Below are 14,022 nucleotides of genomic sequence, written 5' to 3' on the forward strand. Positions count from 1 at the left end.
CTTCTTGTCATAGCTGAACTGCAGCATCCCCGGATAAGAAAATTTTCCCTGTTAATTCAGCCGTCTTGCGCAATTACTGCTTTTTCGGTAGGTTGAAGCCGAAGATGGGACGGAATAATAGGTTTAAAATCCTTTGAAACATATCTTTCCTGATGGGGATTATTCAGGAAGATATGTCGGAACCTAGGTGGCGGATCATTACTATGTTTTCTCACGAGAGCGTGTGGGCGGCCATTGATGCCTTGGCTGAACGTCATTCCCTGAGCGCGTCCGGGCTGGCGCGTCGTGCAGGGCTCGACCCTACGACCTTTAACAAATCCAAGCGCTATGCTTCCGATGGGCGTGCGCGCTGGCCTTCGACGGAATCGCTGGCCAAGGTGATGGAAGCCACCGGCTCGACGTTCGATGAATTCACGCGGCTCATCCGTGGCGAAAATCGCACGCCGCAATTCGGCGAATATACGCAGGACATGCAGTCCATTCCATTGCTCGGCATGGCCGAAGCGGGCGCTGGCGGCTATTTCGACGATGCCGGTTTCCCGGCTGGACAAGGCTGGGACATTGTGGAATTCCCGGTCGGATCGGGGGAAGGTGTGTACGCGCTGGAGGTTTCGGGCGACTCAATGTTGCCCCTTTACCGTGATGGCGATACGCTGATCGTAGCACCCAATACCGCCATTCGCCGGGGCGATCGCGTAGTGGTGCGGACGAAAGACGGAGAAGTGATGGCCAAGATCCTGCATCGCCAGACGCCACGAACCATTGAGCTTCATTCGCTCAATCCCGAACATCCGAACCGCATTTTCGAGTCCAGGGATATCGAATGGGTCGCCCGCATTTTATGGGCGAGCCAGTAATGGCGCAATCGCAGGATAGAAGCCATGCACGCGCCGTTTTCGGCGGTCTGGCTGGCATAACAGGCGCAGTTCTGATCGCAGCCTTCGTGGCGCCGTTCTATGGTGCACTGGATCGCCCGGTGGTCGTCATCAACTCCGGTGATACGAAGACAGAATCCGGTACGGGAAACGGTATCGTCGTCGAACAGTTTGACTATAACGAGCCGGAGACATCGCCTGAAACGGGCAATGCTTCGGAGGAGACGTCGCCGCAACCGGGCCAAACCGCCCCCGTTGAAGGGCAGCCGCCTGCGTGGAAAGAGAACGGCAAGGTCAACGACCAGGTGAATGACAACGGCATTGAACGCGAAGCACCGCGTCCACCGCTGAGCGATCTCGGTCTTGCATCCACGCCCAAGCCGCCGGAGCCACCGGCACCGGCCACGCCTGTCGATGCGGGTGAACAGATGCAGCTTTTGCAGCGACCTGTCGCTGTGGCGGCCGGACGGCTTGAAAGTCAGGGCCGTATTATTGAATTGCAGGGCATCGAAATCGTACCCTTGGAACAGACCTGCCAGACCGCTTCCGGTGAAAGCTGGCCATGCGGCATGCAGGCGCGCACTGCCTTCCGGCAATGGTTGCGCTCCCGTGCCGTCATGTGCCGCCTGCCTGAAAACGACAGCGGTGGCGCGGTGGCGACCGAATGCTTGCTGGGCAATGAAGATGCAGCCGCATGGCTGGTTGCCAATGGCTGGGCGAAGGCCGCTCCCGGCGGTGCCTATGACGAAGCGGGTCGTAAGGCTGTGGAAGCGCGTCTCGGCATTTTCGGCGACAAGCCCGATACGTCTCTGCCCAATCCGGAGCCAGATAGCGGCAATATGATGGATAATCCGTCGCCGCTGGCCCCTGAACCGGAGCCGCAACCATCCTCGCCGTCGCCGCAGCCGCAGCCGCAGGGTGATTTTCCGCCCGCGCCGCCTGCACAATGACGAAAAGAGATCAAACCTCTTAAAGCAAGCCTCCAAGAAGAGGATCGTATCGAACTGGAATGCGGGTGCACCTGTTCTCAGATGCCAGAGAATACCGTTCGAAATGTGCTGTTCATCGACATGAGGTTTGCCGCGCACTGTGGTCGGAAGAAGTGGTTCGATCACCGACCATTCGAAATCAGTTCGATCAAAGGCACTCTCACTGCCTCCAATCGCTGGAGACAGTGAATCGCAACATACTTTATAGTATGTGACGTAGCCTTTCTTGGCTCGGTGCAGGACTTCCTTGTCGCAGATGCTACTGTCCGGTCGTTTTTTCTCCGACGACGAGTGCGAGTGCACGGACCGGCGAGCCGGTTCCTTTCACGAATTTCAGGGGTGCTGCGATCAGGATCGCCCCCTTGGCTGGTAGCTGATCAAGGTTGCTCAGGCTTGCCAGTCCGTATCGGTTTGCCTTGTGCATGAGGTTGTGTGCCGGAAATGGAGGGGTCATGGCTCCTGCGGATCCTGCATCCGTACCGACTGTTTCCTGACCCCAACCGATAATGCCTTTGGAAAGCAGATACTCGATTGCTTCAACCGTTGGTCCCGGAGAATGTGGGCCGTTTTCATCGGCATTCAGAAATGTATCGGCTGAACCATTGCGCTTGTACCAGTCGGTACGCATCAAAACCCATGATCCAGCTTCAATTTCGCCATGCTCTGCTTCCCATTCCCTGATGCTATCAACCGTCAGCAGATAATCAGCGTCGGCGGCGGCTTGTGCGGAACGGTCGATTACGTTTACGGGAGCAACGAAGTTCTGTGGCGGGATCGTATCAGTGGTGTTGTTGGAGTGATCCTTGCCGGTGATCCAGTGACACGGGGCATCGAAATGGGTGCCGGTGTGCTCGCCAAGCTCTATCCAGTTCCAGGCCCAGAACGGACCATTCTGATCGTATTGGCTGATAGTGTGAACTTTAACGTTCGGTGTGTTTTTGCCGAATTGCGGGGGAAGGTAAAGGACGGGCGTATCCGGACCGAGTGGTGCGGTGATGTCAACGACCTTGACGGTGCCAGACAGCAGTCCGGACGCAAGGCTGGAAAGAGCAGATGTATCGTTCATGAAATCCCCATTTCGCCCTGAGCCGGCGCCGGCATTATTGTGCGGTCCTTGATGAACCGGTCTCTTTCGGACGTTCACTCGAAGCCTATGGCAGGAAATATGCTCTTGCAAGTATCTCTTTTACAAAATCTTCCAGGAATTTTCTCGCGGCAGAAGAGCGTTCGCCAATAGACCAAATTTATGGACTTTTCTGTCCGTATGTCCTGCTGTGACTGGTAGTAAAACCTCATGCAAGGTAATGCAGTTATATGCATTCAAGTATAATATCGGCCATCTGTAAAAAAACTGGGCTCGCATGTCGACGGCATTCTTCACGGTTCGATTGCTTTAAGGGAAGGTTCTTGTGTGATCTGCCGACCAATAAAGGGCAGGGGTGTAGCGGTCAGGTTAATTTAGGCTTGAAATATCGGCTGTCTGGCGCAATTCTCATTGATTGCAGCGCAACGATATGCACCGGGCGGATAATGGATCTCGAATTTATAGTCACCGAAGTCGATGAGGGCGAGAAGCAGGAATTGCGCCTCTGGCTGCGTATGCTGGCAACAACCAGACTGGTTTCACAGGAAATCCGCCGCCGTCTGCGCAATGAATTTGGTGTCACGCTGCCACAATTTGACATTCTTGCCCAGCTTTACCGGGAACCGGACGGGTTGCGGCTGGGAGAACTCTCGCGTCGGACCATGGTGACGAATGGCAACATCACCGGCTTGATTGAGCGATTGGAAGCCGACGGTCTTGTGCGTCGTGAAACACCTGGTGCCGACAGACGCGTTACCGTCGCGCGATTGACTGATACTGGGCAGACGGTGTTCGCAGAAATGGCGCGGGTCCATGAAAGCTGGTTACGTGATCTGATGGCCGAGGTCGATCGCGACACGATCGCTTCGTTGCTGAGAGATATGAAGCGTGTCAAAAAATCGGTCGGCAATCACCTCATGGATGACAATGAGGAATAGCATTCCCATATCCGCTGTTCGATATGGATTACTGACCTACTCTCTGCCATCGCGTTGAGATACGATAAAAAACACAATAATAACAATTGGATATAAGGAACGATATAATTCCTGCACTTGCAGAAATTATCAGGGAATATTTCACTTGCTTATTTGATCAAATGATCTTTAGATACGCGCATGTTGGGAAGCCAATCCAGGTTGAAGCTGCGTTTATGCAGTCTGCTCAGGACGAAGATGTGAAAACAAAGGGACAGGACGGTGCTGGTTTGATTACGCCAGCTGACCAGGTTCCCGGAAGGCCGGCTTTGACACTCGCTGAGGGGCGGGGCTGAGACGGAAAACAACAGGAGAGATAGATTCATGATCCGCCTTGCCAGACGCATCACCGAAAGTTCCAGCAAATCTTTTGGCATGTATGCCCGGGCGGCGGCACTCGGAGCGAATGCCGGTGACCTCATTCACATGGAGCTTGGCAGCCCCCATGCCGATACGCCACTGCATATCAAGCAGGCGACGGTCAATGCACTGATGGCAGGCGATGTCCATTATTCGCATTTTCAGGGAATTCCAAAATTGCGCGAAGCCCTGGCCGCCCGTCTGCGTGAGAAGAATGACATGGATGTTTCAGCCTCCGATATCGTTGTCACTAACGGGCTGACCCATGCGTCCTTTGCCGCTTTCATGGCGCTGCTTGACCCGGGCGACGAGGCGATCCTGTTGGAACCTTATTATCCTCAGCATATCGGCAAGATAGAACTCGCCGGAGCCAAACCTGTTCTGGCGCCGCTGGATGCCAGCGACCGTTTCTCGATCAAGGCGGAACTGATCGAACCGAAGATCACGGCCCGCACAAAAATGATTGTTCTGATCAATCCGTGTAACCCGACAGGACGGGTCTACAGTCGCGAGGAGCTGGAAGTTCTGGCGGATATTGCTCGCCGTCACGATCTGGTGGTGGTTTCTGACGAGGTTTACGAAGAGATACTGTTTGATGGCGCGCGCCATGTTTCGATCGCTTCGTTGCCCGGCATGAAGGAGCGAACGATTTCAATGTTCGCCTTTACCAAGAGTTTCGCCATGGATGGTTGGCGACTTGGGTATCTCACCGCACCGCGGCATATGATCGAAGGTATCCTGAAGATCACGACCAACGACGTCACTCACGTGAACACATTCATTCAGGCGGGGGCTCTGGCGGCGGTCTCGGGGCCAGAGGAGATATTGGCCGAACTGGTGACGGAAGACAAAGTAAAGCGCGACATTGTCGTGTCGCGGTTAAATCAAATGTCAGGTGTCACGTGCGACTGGCCGGAAGGCACGATCTACGCGTTTCCCAAAATCGCTGCATTGGGTCTTAAGTCGCAGGACATGGCTGAACGCATCATGACAGAGGCGGGCGTTGTGCTGGAAGCGGGGAGTTTTTACGGAGCGGGCGGTGAAGGGCATTTGCGTGTCTGTTTCGGTTCGCAATCGCTTGCACGTGTCAATGAAGCCATGGATCGCCTTCAGCGGTTCTTTGGTTCCCTTTGAATGACTGGAGCATCTTCGCTGCGGTCTGGTTGCTCAGACCAATGCGATTTTAGTTGAAACTTAAAATTCCATATGATCAAATAATCAAATAGGTCGACGCAGGTAGGAGCAGGAACTTCTGCCGAAAGAAACGACCCATAGAGGGAATAACAACATGATGATCTGTCGCCGTAATTTTCTGGCTATGGCAGGCCTTGCAAGCGCTCTGGCTGTGAGCTCTTTTGCCATGACATCTGCATCTCTGGCTGCCGATGCACTTAATATCGGTGCCTATCCCAGTAACCCACCTTTCGAGTTGAAAAATGCCGATGGGACGTTCGAAGGCTTCGAAATCGATATCGCGACCGAGGCAGCCAAACGGGCCGGTCTGGAGCCGGAAATCGCTGATTACGGGTTTCAGGCCCTGTTTGCCGCAACGACTTCCCGGCGTATCGACGTGGCGGTTTCGTCCATAACAATTACGCCGGAACGCCTGAAATCACAGTCCTTCACCCAGCCTTACTACGATTCAGACATCGGGGTTGCGACCAAGACCGATAGTGCTGTCACCGGACTGGCCGATTTGAATGGCAAGACCGTTGGTGCCCTTTCCGGCTCTACCGGCGAAAAATGGGTCAAGGAAAACAAAGAGGCCAAAGGCTTCGCCGATATCAAAGGCTATAACTCGCAACAGGATCTGTTTCTTGATCTCGGTGCAGGCCGCATAGATGCCGTCATTTCCGACATACCCGGCATGGAACATCTCTTTCTGAAGATGAAGGGGTTTGCCGTGAAAGACCGAATTCAGACCGGGGAGCAATATGGTCTGATGATGGCGAAGGACCATCCGTTGCTTGGCAAGCTCAACGATGCGATTACCGCCATGAAGCAGGATGGGACCACTGCGGCTATTCACAAAAAGTGGTTCGGTACGGAACCTGCAGCCAGTTCCTCGACAGTCACCGTCGTGCCGATCCCGCAGCCGTAATCTTTTGATGTTGGTGACAGATGGGCCGCATTTGCAGGATCGGCCTATCTTCGACCGTTACTTCTCAGACTGACCGGTCGTGCGCTCCCAGGATTTGCCTGCGAAGGACGCCAATATGACATTCGTCGAAACCTTCCTGAACACCGATGTTCTCGCTTCGAGCCTGCCAGCGCTTGGACGTGGCCTGCTCAATACGTTTCTCATCGGTATCGCCAGCATTTTCTTTGGTGTTCTGTCGGGCTTGCTGATCAGTATTGTCCGTATCTACGGACCGAAGGTTCTTCGTTATCTCGCGATCGCCTATATCGATGTATTCCGCGCCATGCCGGTTTTGGTCGTGCTGATCCTGATCTATTATGCACTGCCATTCATCGGGATACGCTTTTCTGCCTGGACCTCTGCCATCATGTCCTTCTCCATGGTTATGGCGGCATATTCGGCGGAAGTGTTCCGGTCCGGCATCGAAAGTGTACCACGCGGCCAGTTCGAAGCTGCTTCTGCGCTTGGAATTCCATTCCCGGTTACTCTGTGGAAAGTGGTTCTGCCACAGGCGATCCGTATCATCATTCCGCCGACTACCAGCAATTGTGTTTCCATGTTCAAGGACACCGCATTGGCGTCTACTGTGGCTCTGCCCGAGCTTTTGAAGGAAGCGCAGGACGCGCAGGCGCTTTATGCCAATCCGACACCATTGATCGGCGCAGCGCTTATCTATCTCATCCTCCTGCTGCCGCTGGTGCGCTTGGTCGCGCTTCTTGAGGCGCGGTTCAAAAAGGAGAGAGTCCGATAGTCCAATTCTGGTTTCATCGGCGGATATCGGCAACAGCAATGGCAGGCATAATATGAGCGGTTATTTTCTCTATCACTCGATCGGTACCTTTCCGGGTAAAGCGGAAAAGGTGAAAGCGGCACTTAGTCGTTATTCGGATATCTGGTCGGCAGAAAATGACTCTCAATGGCCGGCAATGCTGGCGGAGCGCGGGCATTTCATCCGAAGCTGGGAGAACCTGATTGGCGCTCCCGCAGGCTCCATGACTACTGCAGAGAATGTGACACTGGCCCTTTACAGTCTGATCGGTGCACTGCCTGAGGAATTATTGCGCGGCCGCCGAATTCTGGCCGCCGCCGATTGCTTCCCGAGTCTGCATTTTTTGCTGGCCGGGTTGCAGGCGCGGTTCGGATTTACGCTCGAAACCGTACCCATGAGACAGGGCGAGAGTTTTGTACGCGACGAGGATTTCATCGATGCTTGGGGCAGCGATGTTGCGATTGCGTTGGTGACATGGGTGTCGTCCACGACATCGAAGCGCGCCGACCTGGACCTGATGTCCAAACACGGCAGGCAGCACGGCACGATCATCGTTGCAGATGTCACCCAGGGCGTAGGCATCCGCCCCTTTTCCGTCGGAGAGATAGATGTCGTGGTGGGATCGTCTCTCAAATGGCTTTGTGGAAGTTCGGGAGCGGGGGCAATCTATGTGCGTCCGGGACTATTGACGACTTGCAAGCCGGAATTGCGTGGCTGGTTTAGTCAACCTAATCCGTTTTCCTGGGATCTTGATACTTTTGCCTATGCCGACGATGCGCGGCGCTTCGACCATGGCACGCCTGCCGTGCTGGCGGCTATAGCCTCGCAACCCGGCCTTGATTTTGTTTCCGCGACAGGTGTCGACGTGCTGGCCCGGCATAACGAACTGTTGACCGGCAAGATTGTGGAACGGGTCGCTGCCAACACTGCACTGTCGTTGGTCTCTCCAGAAAGGCCTGAAGAGCGCGGCGGCAGCGTGATGGTGCAAGCGGTTTCGGCTGAAAAGGCGGCCGTGATCGTGACCGCATTGAAGGTTGAAAATTTTTACTGTGATTGTCGCAGTCGTATTCTGCGGTTTTCACCTGGGTCGGTGACCTCCCTGATGGAAACGGAAGCCTTGTGTGATGCGCTGGATAGGCTGGCGCTCGATTAAGCCTTTTGGTTCCATGCCGATTTCTGCTCGAACCTGTTGTTTTCACCGTATTTATGCGACACCCGGTGATCCTATCGGGTGGTAAAATGCTATAACTGAGGAACACGGAGACAAGGGATTTGAAGCAAATGATCGGTGAAACCCGTCTGTTGAAGGTATCCTCGCGCGTAACTGTGCAGGACGGTGTCTACCAACAGCTTCGCCAGGCTTTGATGTGGGGCTCATTCGAGCCGTCGCAGGCGGTGACGATCGCTTCACTTGCCGAGGAGTTCGGCACAAGCCATATGCCCGTACGTGAGGCGCTGCGACGGCTGGCGGCGGAGAACGGACTGGAAATCGCCCGTAATGGATCGGCACGTGTGCCTGATATTTCGCGGACACGGCTGGATGACATTTGTCGGGTCCGCGTTGCTCTCGAGGGGCTCGCCACCGAACTTGCAACGCCGCGGATGACGGCTGCCGATATTGACCGCTGTCTGACGCTCGCGCGGGAGCATGAAGCTCTCGGTCAAGAAGGCAAGATCTATGAGATGCTGCGCAAGAACCAAGAGTTTCATTTCACGATCTACGAACTATCGGGATCGGAAACATTACCCCAGATGATTGAAACGCTGTGGCTGCGACTTGGACCCTATATGCGCCTTCTTTCCAATCATGTCCGTCAGCAAGTGGACCAGGGTATTATCCATCCTTATTCAGCCTATCATTACGAAATGCTGGATGCCATTCGTGCCGGCGACGCAAAAAAAGCGGGCAGTCTGATGATCCAGGACATTGAAGCAACGCAACGACTTTTGCAGAAACTTTGTTAGGCATCGAGATACGCTTGCCTTGATTGCAGACTGACGCGCTCTAAAGGGCTGATCGTTGCGATGGACGTTAAACCCTTTCAAGCGCGATGGCGATACCTTGCCCCACACCGATGCACATCGTGGCGAGCGCAAAACGACCACCGCCAAGTTTCAGTTCCAGCGCTGCCGTGCCGGTGATGCGTGCTCCGGACATGCCGAGCGGATGTCCGAGAGCGATGGCACCGCCATTCGGATTGACGCGGATGTCGTCGTCGGCAACTCCAAGAAGACGTAACGTGGCCAATCCCTGGCTGGCGAAAGCTTCATTCAGTTCGATTATATCGAACTGCTCCTGCTTCATTCCCAGCCGTGCCATCAATTTCTGGCTGGCTGGCGCCGGGCCGATACCCATGATGCGTGGAGGAACTCCTGCCGTAGCACCACCCAGAACTCGAGCAACAGGCGTGAGGCCGAACTTGCGGGCAGCGGCTTCCGAAGCAATGATGAGCGCTGCCGCTCCATCGTTGACGCCCGACGCATTCCCAGCTGTAACCGTGGCACCTTCCAGCCGGTTGATTGGTTTCAGTTTGGCCAGTGCGTCCAGCGTGGTTTCGCGCGGATGTTCGTCAGCACCGACGACCACGGGATCACCCTTGCGCTGAGGAATGGAAACGGGCGTTATTTCTTGCGCCAGTCGGCCGTTGCTTTGTGCTGCTGCAGTCTTCTTCTGGCTTCGCAAGGCGAATTCATCCTGATCGGCGCGTGTGACCGCGTAATCGACAGCCACGTGATCCCCGGTCTCCGGCATGGAGTCGATGCCGTATTGAGCTTTCATCACCGGATTGACGAAACGCCAGCCAATTGTCGTATCGTGAATTTCTGCGCGGCGCGAGAACGGGCTGTCTGCTTTAGGTAAAACAAAGGGTGCGCGGCTCATGCTTTCCACACCACCCGCAATCATAAGCTCTGCTTCGCCTGCCCGAATGGCACGCGCGGCGGTAAGCACGGCGTCCATCCCGGAACCGCAGAGCCTGTTGATCGTCGTACCGGTGGCGGTAACGGGATAACCGGCAAGCAGTGCCGCCATGCGCGCAACATTGCGGTTATCTTCCCCTGCCTGATTGGCGCAGCCGAAAATCACGTCCTCAATCGCCTCGCAATCCAGCGTCGGATTGCGCTCGACCAGCGCTTTGAGCGGAATAGCGGCAAGATCGTCCGTGCGGATGCTGGACAACGCCCCGCCAAAACGTCCGATGGGGGTGCGGATATAGTCGCAGATGAAAGCTTCTGTCATCGGGTTTCTCCAGTCTGGCGTGTCGCGAACAGGGGGCCGCCCTTGATCGAGGGAAAGCTGTAGCCGTTGACCAAAACGAGATCAATGTCGTCGGAATGGCGCGCAATGCCTTCTTCAAGCAGGGCTTCCCCTTCATACGCCATGGCGGCGAGCAGGCGCTGCATGATCGCTTCATCGCTGAAACTGCGAGGAACAATGGCGTTGCGCGCGCGGTAATCGTCGATCAGCGCGTGGACGTCGGGGTCGCTTGTGCGGACACCGTCCGCATAGCGATACCAGCCGAGACCGGCCTTGCAGCCAAAACGCCCGGCTTCGCATAGTTTGTCGGCAACGTCGAAATAGGGAAGGTTAGGATCGCGGCTTGCCGCCGCTCTCTTGCGCCGCGCCCAGGCAATTTCCAGGCCGGCCATGTCGTAAACCGCGAAGAGTCCCATCGGAAAGCCATAGGCTTCCATGGCACGATCGATATCTTCGGGATAGGCGCCTTCAGCCAGCATTTTCTCGGCTTCCGTGCGATAGGCCGAAAACATCCGGTTGCCGATGAAGCCTTCACAGACACCGGTGACGATGGGCAGCTTCTTGATTTTGCGGGCAAAGGCGATACCCGTTGCAAGCGTCTCGTCGGAGGTCTCCGCGCAGCGCACCACTTCCAGAAGCCGCATGATATTGGCTGGCGAGAAGAAATGTAATCCCAGCACCCGGTCGGTGCGGTTCGTAACGGCGGCCAGTTCATCCGGATTGAGATAGCTGGTATTGGTTGCCAGTATGGTTGCCGGAGGCAGCAAAGCGTCGAGCTCGCGGAACAGCGATGCCTTGACGGTGAAATCATCGAAGACGGCTTCGATGACGAGATTGGCATCGGCAAGCGCAGCCATATCGGCACTGACGGAGAGCTTTGCGCGTTGCGCGTCTGCGGCTTCGGTGGAAAGCCTGCCGGTATCGACAGCCTTCTGGATCATATCGCTGATCCGCGCATGGCCTTTGGCAGCTGCTTCCGCGGTCGTTTCATAGCCGATAACCGTGTAGCCAGCGGCAAGGCAGGCGACGGCAATGCCTGATCCCATCAGGCCGGTCCCGGCAATGCCGATGGTCGAAAGCGCCAGAGGTTTTGCCTCCATGCCTTCGACTTTTCCAGCGGCGCGTTCGGCAAAGAAAAGATGCCGCAAGGCGGCCGCCTCTTCGCTGTCGCGCAGGCGGATGAAGGTTGTCCGTTCCTCGGCCAGACCTTCGGCAATCGAGATCGTGGTGGAAAGCTGCACCAGCCGCGCGGCTTCGCCAGGGGCGGTCGCGCCACGCGCTTTCTTCAGTATCTTCGCTTTGGCCTGTTCAAAGGTGGCGGCATCGGGCGCGGTAACCGGCAGATCGCAGGTCCGGCGCAAAGGCTTGCCGACCAGCGCATGGGCAAGCGCGATAGCGTCGGCCACAAGATCGCCGTCCGAAATCCGGTCGATCAAGTCCAGTTGCAGCGCTTCATCCGGGGCAATCTGGCGTCCCGTGGCGATCATGTCCAGTGCTGCGAGCGACCCGATCAATCGGGGCAGGCGCTGTGTGCCGCCAGCGCCGGGCACGATCCCAAGCTTGACTTCCGGCAAGGCAAAGGAGGCGCTGGTCGACGCGATGCGGGCGTGAGCCGCAAGTGCTACTTCAAGTCCGCCGCCCAAAGCGGGGCCGTTGATTGTGGCCACCACGGGTTTGTCGGCGTTTTCGATGATCGTGATGACATCCGGCAATGTCGGTTCAACCGGCGGTTTGCCGAATTCGCGAATGTCCGCCCCGCCGATGAAGATCTTGCCTGCACCGCTCAGCACGGTCGCCCGGATCGCAGCTGTTGCGGAAGCATGGTGAATGGCTGCGGCAAGCCCTTTGCGCACCTCGGCAGAGGTGGCATTGACCGGCGGGTTGTCGATCGTGACGACAAGAATGCCATCGACAACCATGCCTGTCACAACGGGGGAGAATTCGCGTCTATCGGCCATGGTGGTCTCAGTCCGGTATCACGGCAAAAGCCTGTATTTCGATCTTGGCCCGGTCTTCGACCAGCGCGACCACCTGCACCGCCGCCATGGCGGGGAAGTGCTTGCCGATCACATCGCGATAGGCGCGACCGATGCCTTTCAGATTGGCGGTATATTCAGCCTTGTCGGTGAAATACCAGGTCATGGAGGCGATATGCTCCGGCCTGCCGCCAGCTTCCGCCAGAATGGCGACAATGTTCTTTAATGTCTGCTCGGTCTGCTCGACAAAATCGTCGGTCTCGAACTGTTGCTGTTCGTTCCAGCCGATCTGGCCGCCGATATAGACGGTGCGCCCACGCGCTTCAACGCCATTGGCATATCCGATGGGGCGGGCCCAGCCTTGCGGCTGAAGTGTCTTATGCATGTTGTGTCTCCAGAAAATGCGCGCGGTGGCGGGCTTTAATTTGCCTTCAGTAGTTCACGCGCGATAATGAGTTTCTGCACTTCCGTTGCGCCCTCATAGATGCGAAGTGCGCGGATTTCGCGATAAAGCCGCTCGACGATTTCGCCGCTTTTCACACCGCGACCGCCAAACATCTGCACGGCCTTGTCGATGGTTTGCTGGGCGTTTTCCGTCGCAACCATCTTGGCCATTGCGGCTTCCTTGGTTGTGTTCAGCTTCTGAATGTCGCGCCGCCATGCTGCGCGATAGGTCAGAAGCGCAGCGGCGTCGATATCGGTCGCCATGTCGCCGAGCGTGGCTTGTGTCAGCTGCAAGTCGGCCAAAGCGCCGCCGAACATCGGGCGCGACCGCGCATGGGACAGCGCCTCGCTGGCGGCACGGCGTGCAAAGCCAAGTGCTGCTGCCGCAACCGATGCGCGGAAAATATCAAGCGTGCGCATGGCGATCTTGAAACCTTCGCCCGGCGTACCGAGGCGACGCGAGGCCGGGATGCGGCAATTGTCGAAGCGGATCGTGGCCAATGGATGCGGCGCGATCACATCAATGCGTTCCGCGATGGAAAAGCCGGGATCGGTGGCGAAAACAACAAAGGCCGAAATGCCCCGTGTTCCCGGTGCTTCGCCCGTGCGGGCAAAGACGGTGTAGACATCGGCGATGCCGCCATTGGAAATCCACGTCTTTTCACCGTCGAGCACATAGTCATCGCCGTCGGCTCTGGCGGCGCAATTCATTGCCGCCACGTCGGACCCCGCCAGTTTTTCCGACAGGGCAAAGGCCGAAATCCATTCGCCGCTTGCCACTTTCGGCAGCACGGTCTGCTTGAGTTCGTCCGATGCGGTGAGGCTGATCGCGCCGGTGCCAAGGCCCTGCATGGCAAAAGCGAAATCAGCGAGACCATCGTGGTAGGCCAGTGTCTCGCGGGCAATGCAAAGCTTGCGGGAATCGATACCTTCGCCGCCAGTCAGGCTGACTGCTGCTTCCAGCAGCCCGGCTTGGCCGAGTGCCTTCACCAGCGCGCGGCAGGCATTGTCCGTGTCGCTGTGGTCGACACCGGCCAGCGCCGGGCTTTTAGCAAAGGCATCCAGTTTTGCGGCCCAGTCGGTGTGGGCTTTGTCAAAAAACGGCCAGTCGAGATACTCCCGCGTGAGCGGTTTTGCTGCGGAACTATCCAT

The 14,022-nt window shown here is 56.5% G+C and carries 13 protein-coding genes and 1 pseudogene; 8 read left to right on the forward strand and 6 right to left on the reverse strand.

Annotated features, from left to right (window positions below):
* Positions 1–203: 203 nt before the first annotated feature.
* Together AC1RHM_RS11040 and AC1RHM_RS11045 are read left to right on the forward strand one after the other, a co-directional pair.
* A complete protein-coding gene (locus tag AC1RHM_RS11040; protein ID WP_010659211.1) occupies positions 204–857 on the forward strand; it encodes a S24 family peptidase in 654 nt (217 codons plus the stop codon).
* Positions 857–1,825, forward strand: a complete 969-nt coding sequence (locus AC1RHM_RS11045) for a thermonuclease family protein (protein ID WP_010659210.1) — start codon at positions 857–859, stop codon at positions 1,823–1,825. Before AC1RHM_RS11040 ends, AC1RHM_RS11045 begins: the two co-directional genes overlap by 1 nt.
* Positions 1,826–1,888: 63 nt before the next feature.
* Here AC1RHM_RS11045 and AC1RHM_RS11050 read toward each other — a convergent pair.
* Together AC1RHM_RS11050 and AC1RHM_RS11055 are read right to left on the reverse strand one after the other, a co-directional pair.
* Positions 1,889–2,038: pseudogene (locus tag AC1RHM_RS11050) on the reverse strand (transposase); the annotation flags it as partial.
* An 85-nt stretch (positions 2,039–2,123) separates the two neighbouring features.
* Positions 2,124–2,930 (reverse strand): cyclase family protein, encoded by an 807-nt coding sequence (locus tag AC1RHM_RS11055; RefSeq protein WP_010659209.1) that lies wholly within the window; start codon positions 2,928–2,930, stop codon positions 2,124–2,126.
* Positions 2,931–3,394: 464 nt separating this feature from the next.
* Here AC1RHM_RS11055 and AC1RHM_RS11060 point away from each other — a divergent pair, with 464 nt between their 5' ends.
* From AC1RHM_RS11060 to AC1RHM_RS11085, 6 genes are all read left to right on the forward strand, one after another.
* Positions 3,395–3,886, forward strand: a complete 492-nt coding sequence (locus AC1RHM_RS11060; RefSeq protein ID WP_010659208.1) for a MarR family winged helix-turn-helix transcriptional regulator — start codon at positions 3,395–3,397, stop codon at positions 3,884–3,886.
* Between the two features lie 363 nt (positions 3,887–4,249).
* The gene (locus AC1RHM_RS11065) at positions 4,250–5,419 is read left to right on the forward strand and encodes a pyridoxal phosphate-dependent aminotransferase (protein ID WP_010659206.1); all 1,170 of its coding nucleotides are present in this window, start codon (positions 4,250–4,252) and stop codon (positions 5,417–5,419) included.
* A 154-nt stretch (positions 5,420–5,573) separates the two neighbouring features.
* A complete protein-coding gene (locus AC1RHM_RS11070; protein WP_010659205.1) occupies positions 5,574–6,386 on the forward strand; it encodes an ABC transporter substrate-binding protein in 813 nt (270 codons plus the stop codon).
* 115 nt (positions 6,387–6,501) lie between these two features.
* Positions 6,502–7,176, forward strand: coding sequence for an amino acid ABC transporter permease (locus AC1RHM_RS11075; protein ID WP_010659204.1), 675 nt, complete (start codon positions 6,502–6,504; stop codon positions 7,174–7,176).
* A gap of 52 nt (positions 7,177–7,228) precedes the next feature.
* Complete coding sequence (locus AC1RHM_RS11080; RefSeq protein WP_010659203.1) at positions 7,229–8,347, forward strand: aminotransferase class V-fold PLP-dependent enzyme; 1,119 nt, start codon at positions 7,229–7,231, stop codon at positions 8,345–8,347.
* Between the two features lie 128 nt (positions 8,348–8,475).
* Positions 8,476–9,159 (forward strand): GntR family transcriptional regulator, encoded by a 684-nt coding sequence (locus AC1RHM_RS11085; protein ID WP_010659202.1) that lies wholly within the window; start codon positions 8,476–8,478, stop codon positions 9,157–9,159.
* A 67-nt stretch (positions 9,160–9,226) separates the two neighbouring features.
* On the opposite strand, the gene pcaF is transcribed toward AC1RHM_RS11085, so the two are convergent.
* The 4 genes from pcaF to AC1RHM_RS11105 are packed head-to-tail and all read right to left on the reverse strand — an operon-like array spanning position 9,227 to position 14,022.
* Positions 9,227–10,432: a 3-oxoadipyl-CoA thiolase gene (gene pcaF / locus AC1RHM_RS11090; RefSeq protein ID WP_010659201.1), complete on the reverse strand. Its 1,206-nt coding sequence runs from the start codon at positions 10,430–10,432 to the stop codon at positions 9,227–9,229.
* Positions 10,429–12,408, reverse strand: a complete 1,980-nt coding sequence (locus AC1RHM_RS11095) for a 3-hydroxyacyl-CoA dehydrogenase NAD-binding domain-containing protein (protein ID WP_010659200.1) — start codon at positions 12,406–12,408, stop codon at positions 10,429–10,431. The genes pcaF and AC1RHM_RS11095 overlap by 4 nt, the downstream gene beginning before the upstream one ends.
* 7 nt (positions 12,409–12,415) lie before the next feature.
* Positions 12,416–12,811, reverse strand: coding sequence for a RidA family protein (locus tag AC1RHM_RS11100; protein ID WP_010659199.1), 396 nt, complete (start codon positions 12,809–12,811; stop codon positions 12,416–12,418).
* 35 nt (positions 12,812–12,846) lie between these two features.
* Complete coding sequence (locus AC1RHM_RS11105; RefSeq protein ID WP_010659198.1) at positions 12,847–14,022, reverse strand: acyl-CoA dehydrogenase family protein; 1,176 nt, start codon at positions 14,020–14,022, stop codon at positions 12,847–12,849.

Source organism: Brucella sp. GW823-FHT04E01, assembly GCF_058796175.1.

Excerpts from the sequence above, each read along its gene's own strand:
- AC1RHM_RS11080 (WP_010659203.1), top strand. The coding sequence starts at position 7,229 with ATGAGCGGTTATTTTCTCTATCACTCGATCGGTACCTTTCCGGGTAAA.
- AC1RHM_RS11105 (WP_010659198.1), bottom strand. The coding sequence starts at position 14,022 with ATGGATAGTTCCGCAGCAAAACCGCTCACGCGGGAGTATCTCGACTGG.
- AC1RHM_RS11095 (WP_010659200.1), bottom strand. The coding sequence starts at position 12,408 with ATGGCCGATAGACGCGAATTCTCCCCCGTTGTGACAGGCATGGTTGTC.
- AC1RHM_RS11040 (WP_010659211.1), top strand. The coding sequence starts at position 204 with ATGTTTTCTCACGAGAGCGTGTGGGCGGCCATTGATGCCTTGGCTGAA.
- AC1RHM_RS11100 (WP_010659199.1), bottom strand. The coding sequence starts at position 12,811 with ATGCATAAGACACTTCAGCCGCAAGGCTGGGCCCGCCCCATCGGATAT.
- AC1RHM_RS11085 (WP_010659202.1), top strand. The coding sequence starts at position 8,476 with ATGATCGGTGAAACCCGTCTGTTGAAGGTATCCTCGCGCGTAACTGTG.
- AC1RHM_RS11055 (WP_010659209.1), bottom strand. The coding sequence starts at position 2,930 with ATGAACGATACATCTGCTCTTTCCAGCCTTGCGTCCGGACTGCTGTCT.
- AC1RHM_RS11065 (WP_010659206.1), top strand. The coding sequence starts at position 4,250 with ATGATCCGCCTTGCCAGACGCATCACCGAAAGTTCCAGCAAATCTTTT.
- AC1RHM_RS11060 (WP_010659208.1), top strand. The coding sequence starts at position 3,395 with ATGGATCTCGAATTTATAGTCACCGAAGTCGATGAGGGCGAGAAGCAG.
- AC1RHM_RS11070 (WP_010659205.1), top strand. The coding sequence starts at position 5,574 with ATGATGATCTGTCGCCGTAATTTTCTGGCTATGGCAGGCCTTGCAAGC.
- AC1RHM_RS11075 (WP_010659204.1), top strand. The coding sequence starts at position 6,502 with ATGACATTCGTCGAAACCTTCCTGAACACCGATGTTCTCGCTTCGAGC.
- AC1RHM_RS11045 (WP_010659210.1), top strand. The coding sequence starts at position 857 with ATGGCGCAATCGCAGGATAGAAGCCATGCACGCGCCGTTTTCGGCGGT.
- pcaF (WP_010659201.1), bottom strand. The coding sequence starts at position 10,432 with ATGACAGAAGCTTTCATCTGCGACTATATCCGCACCCCCATCGGACGT.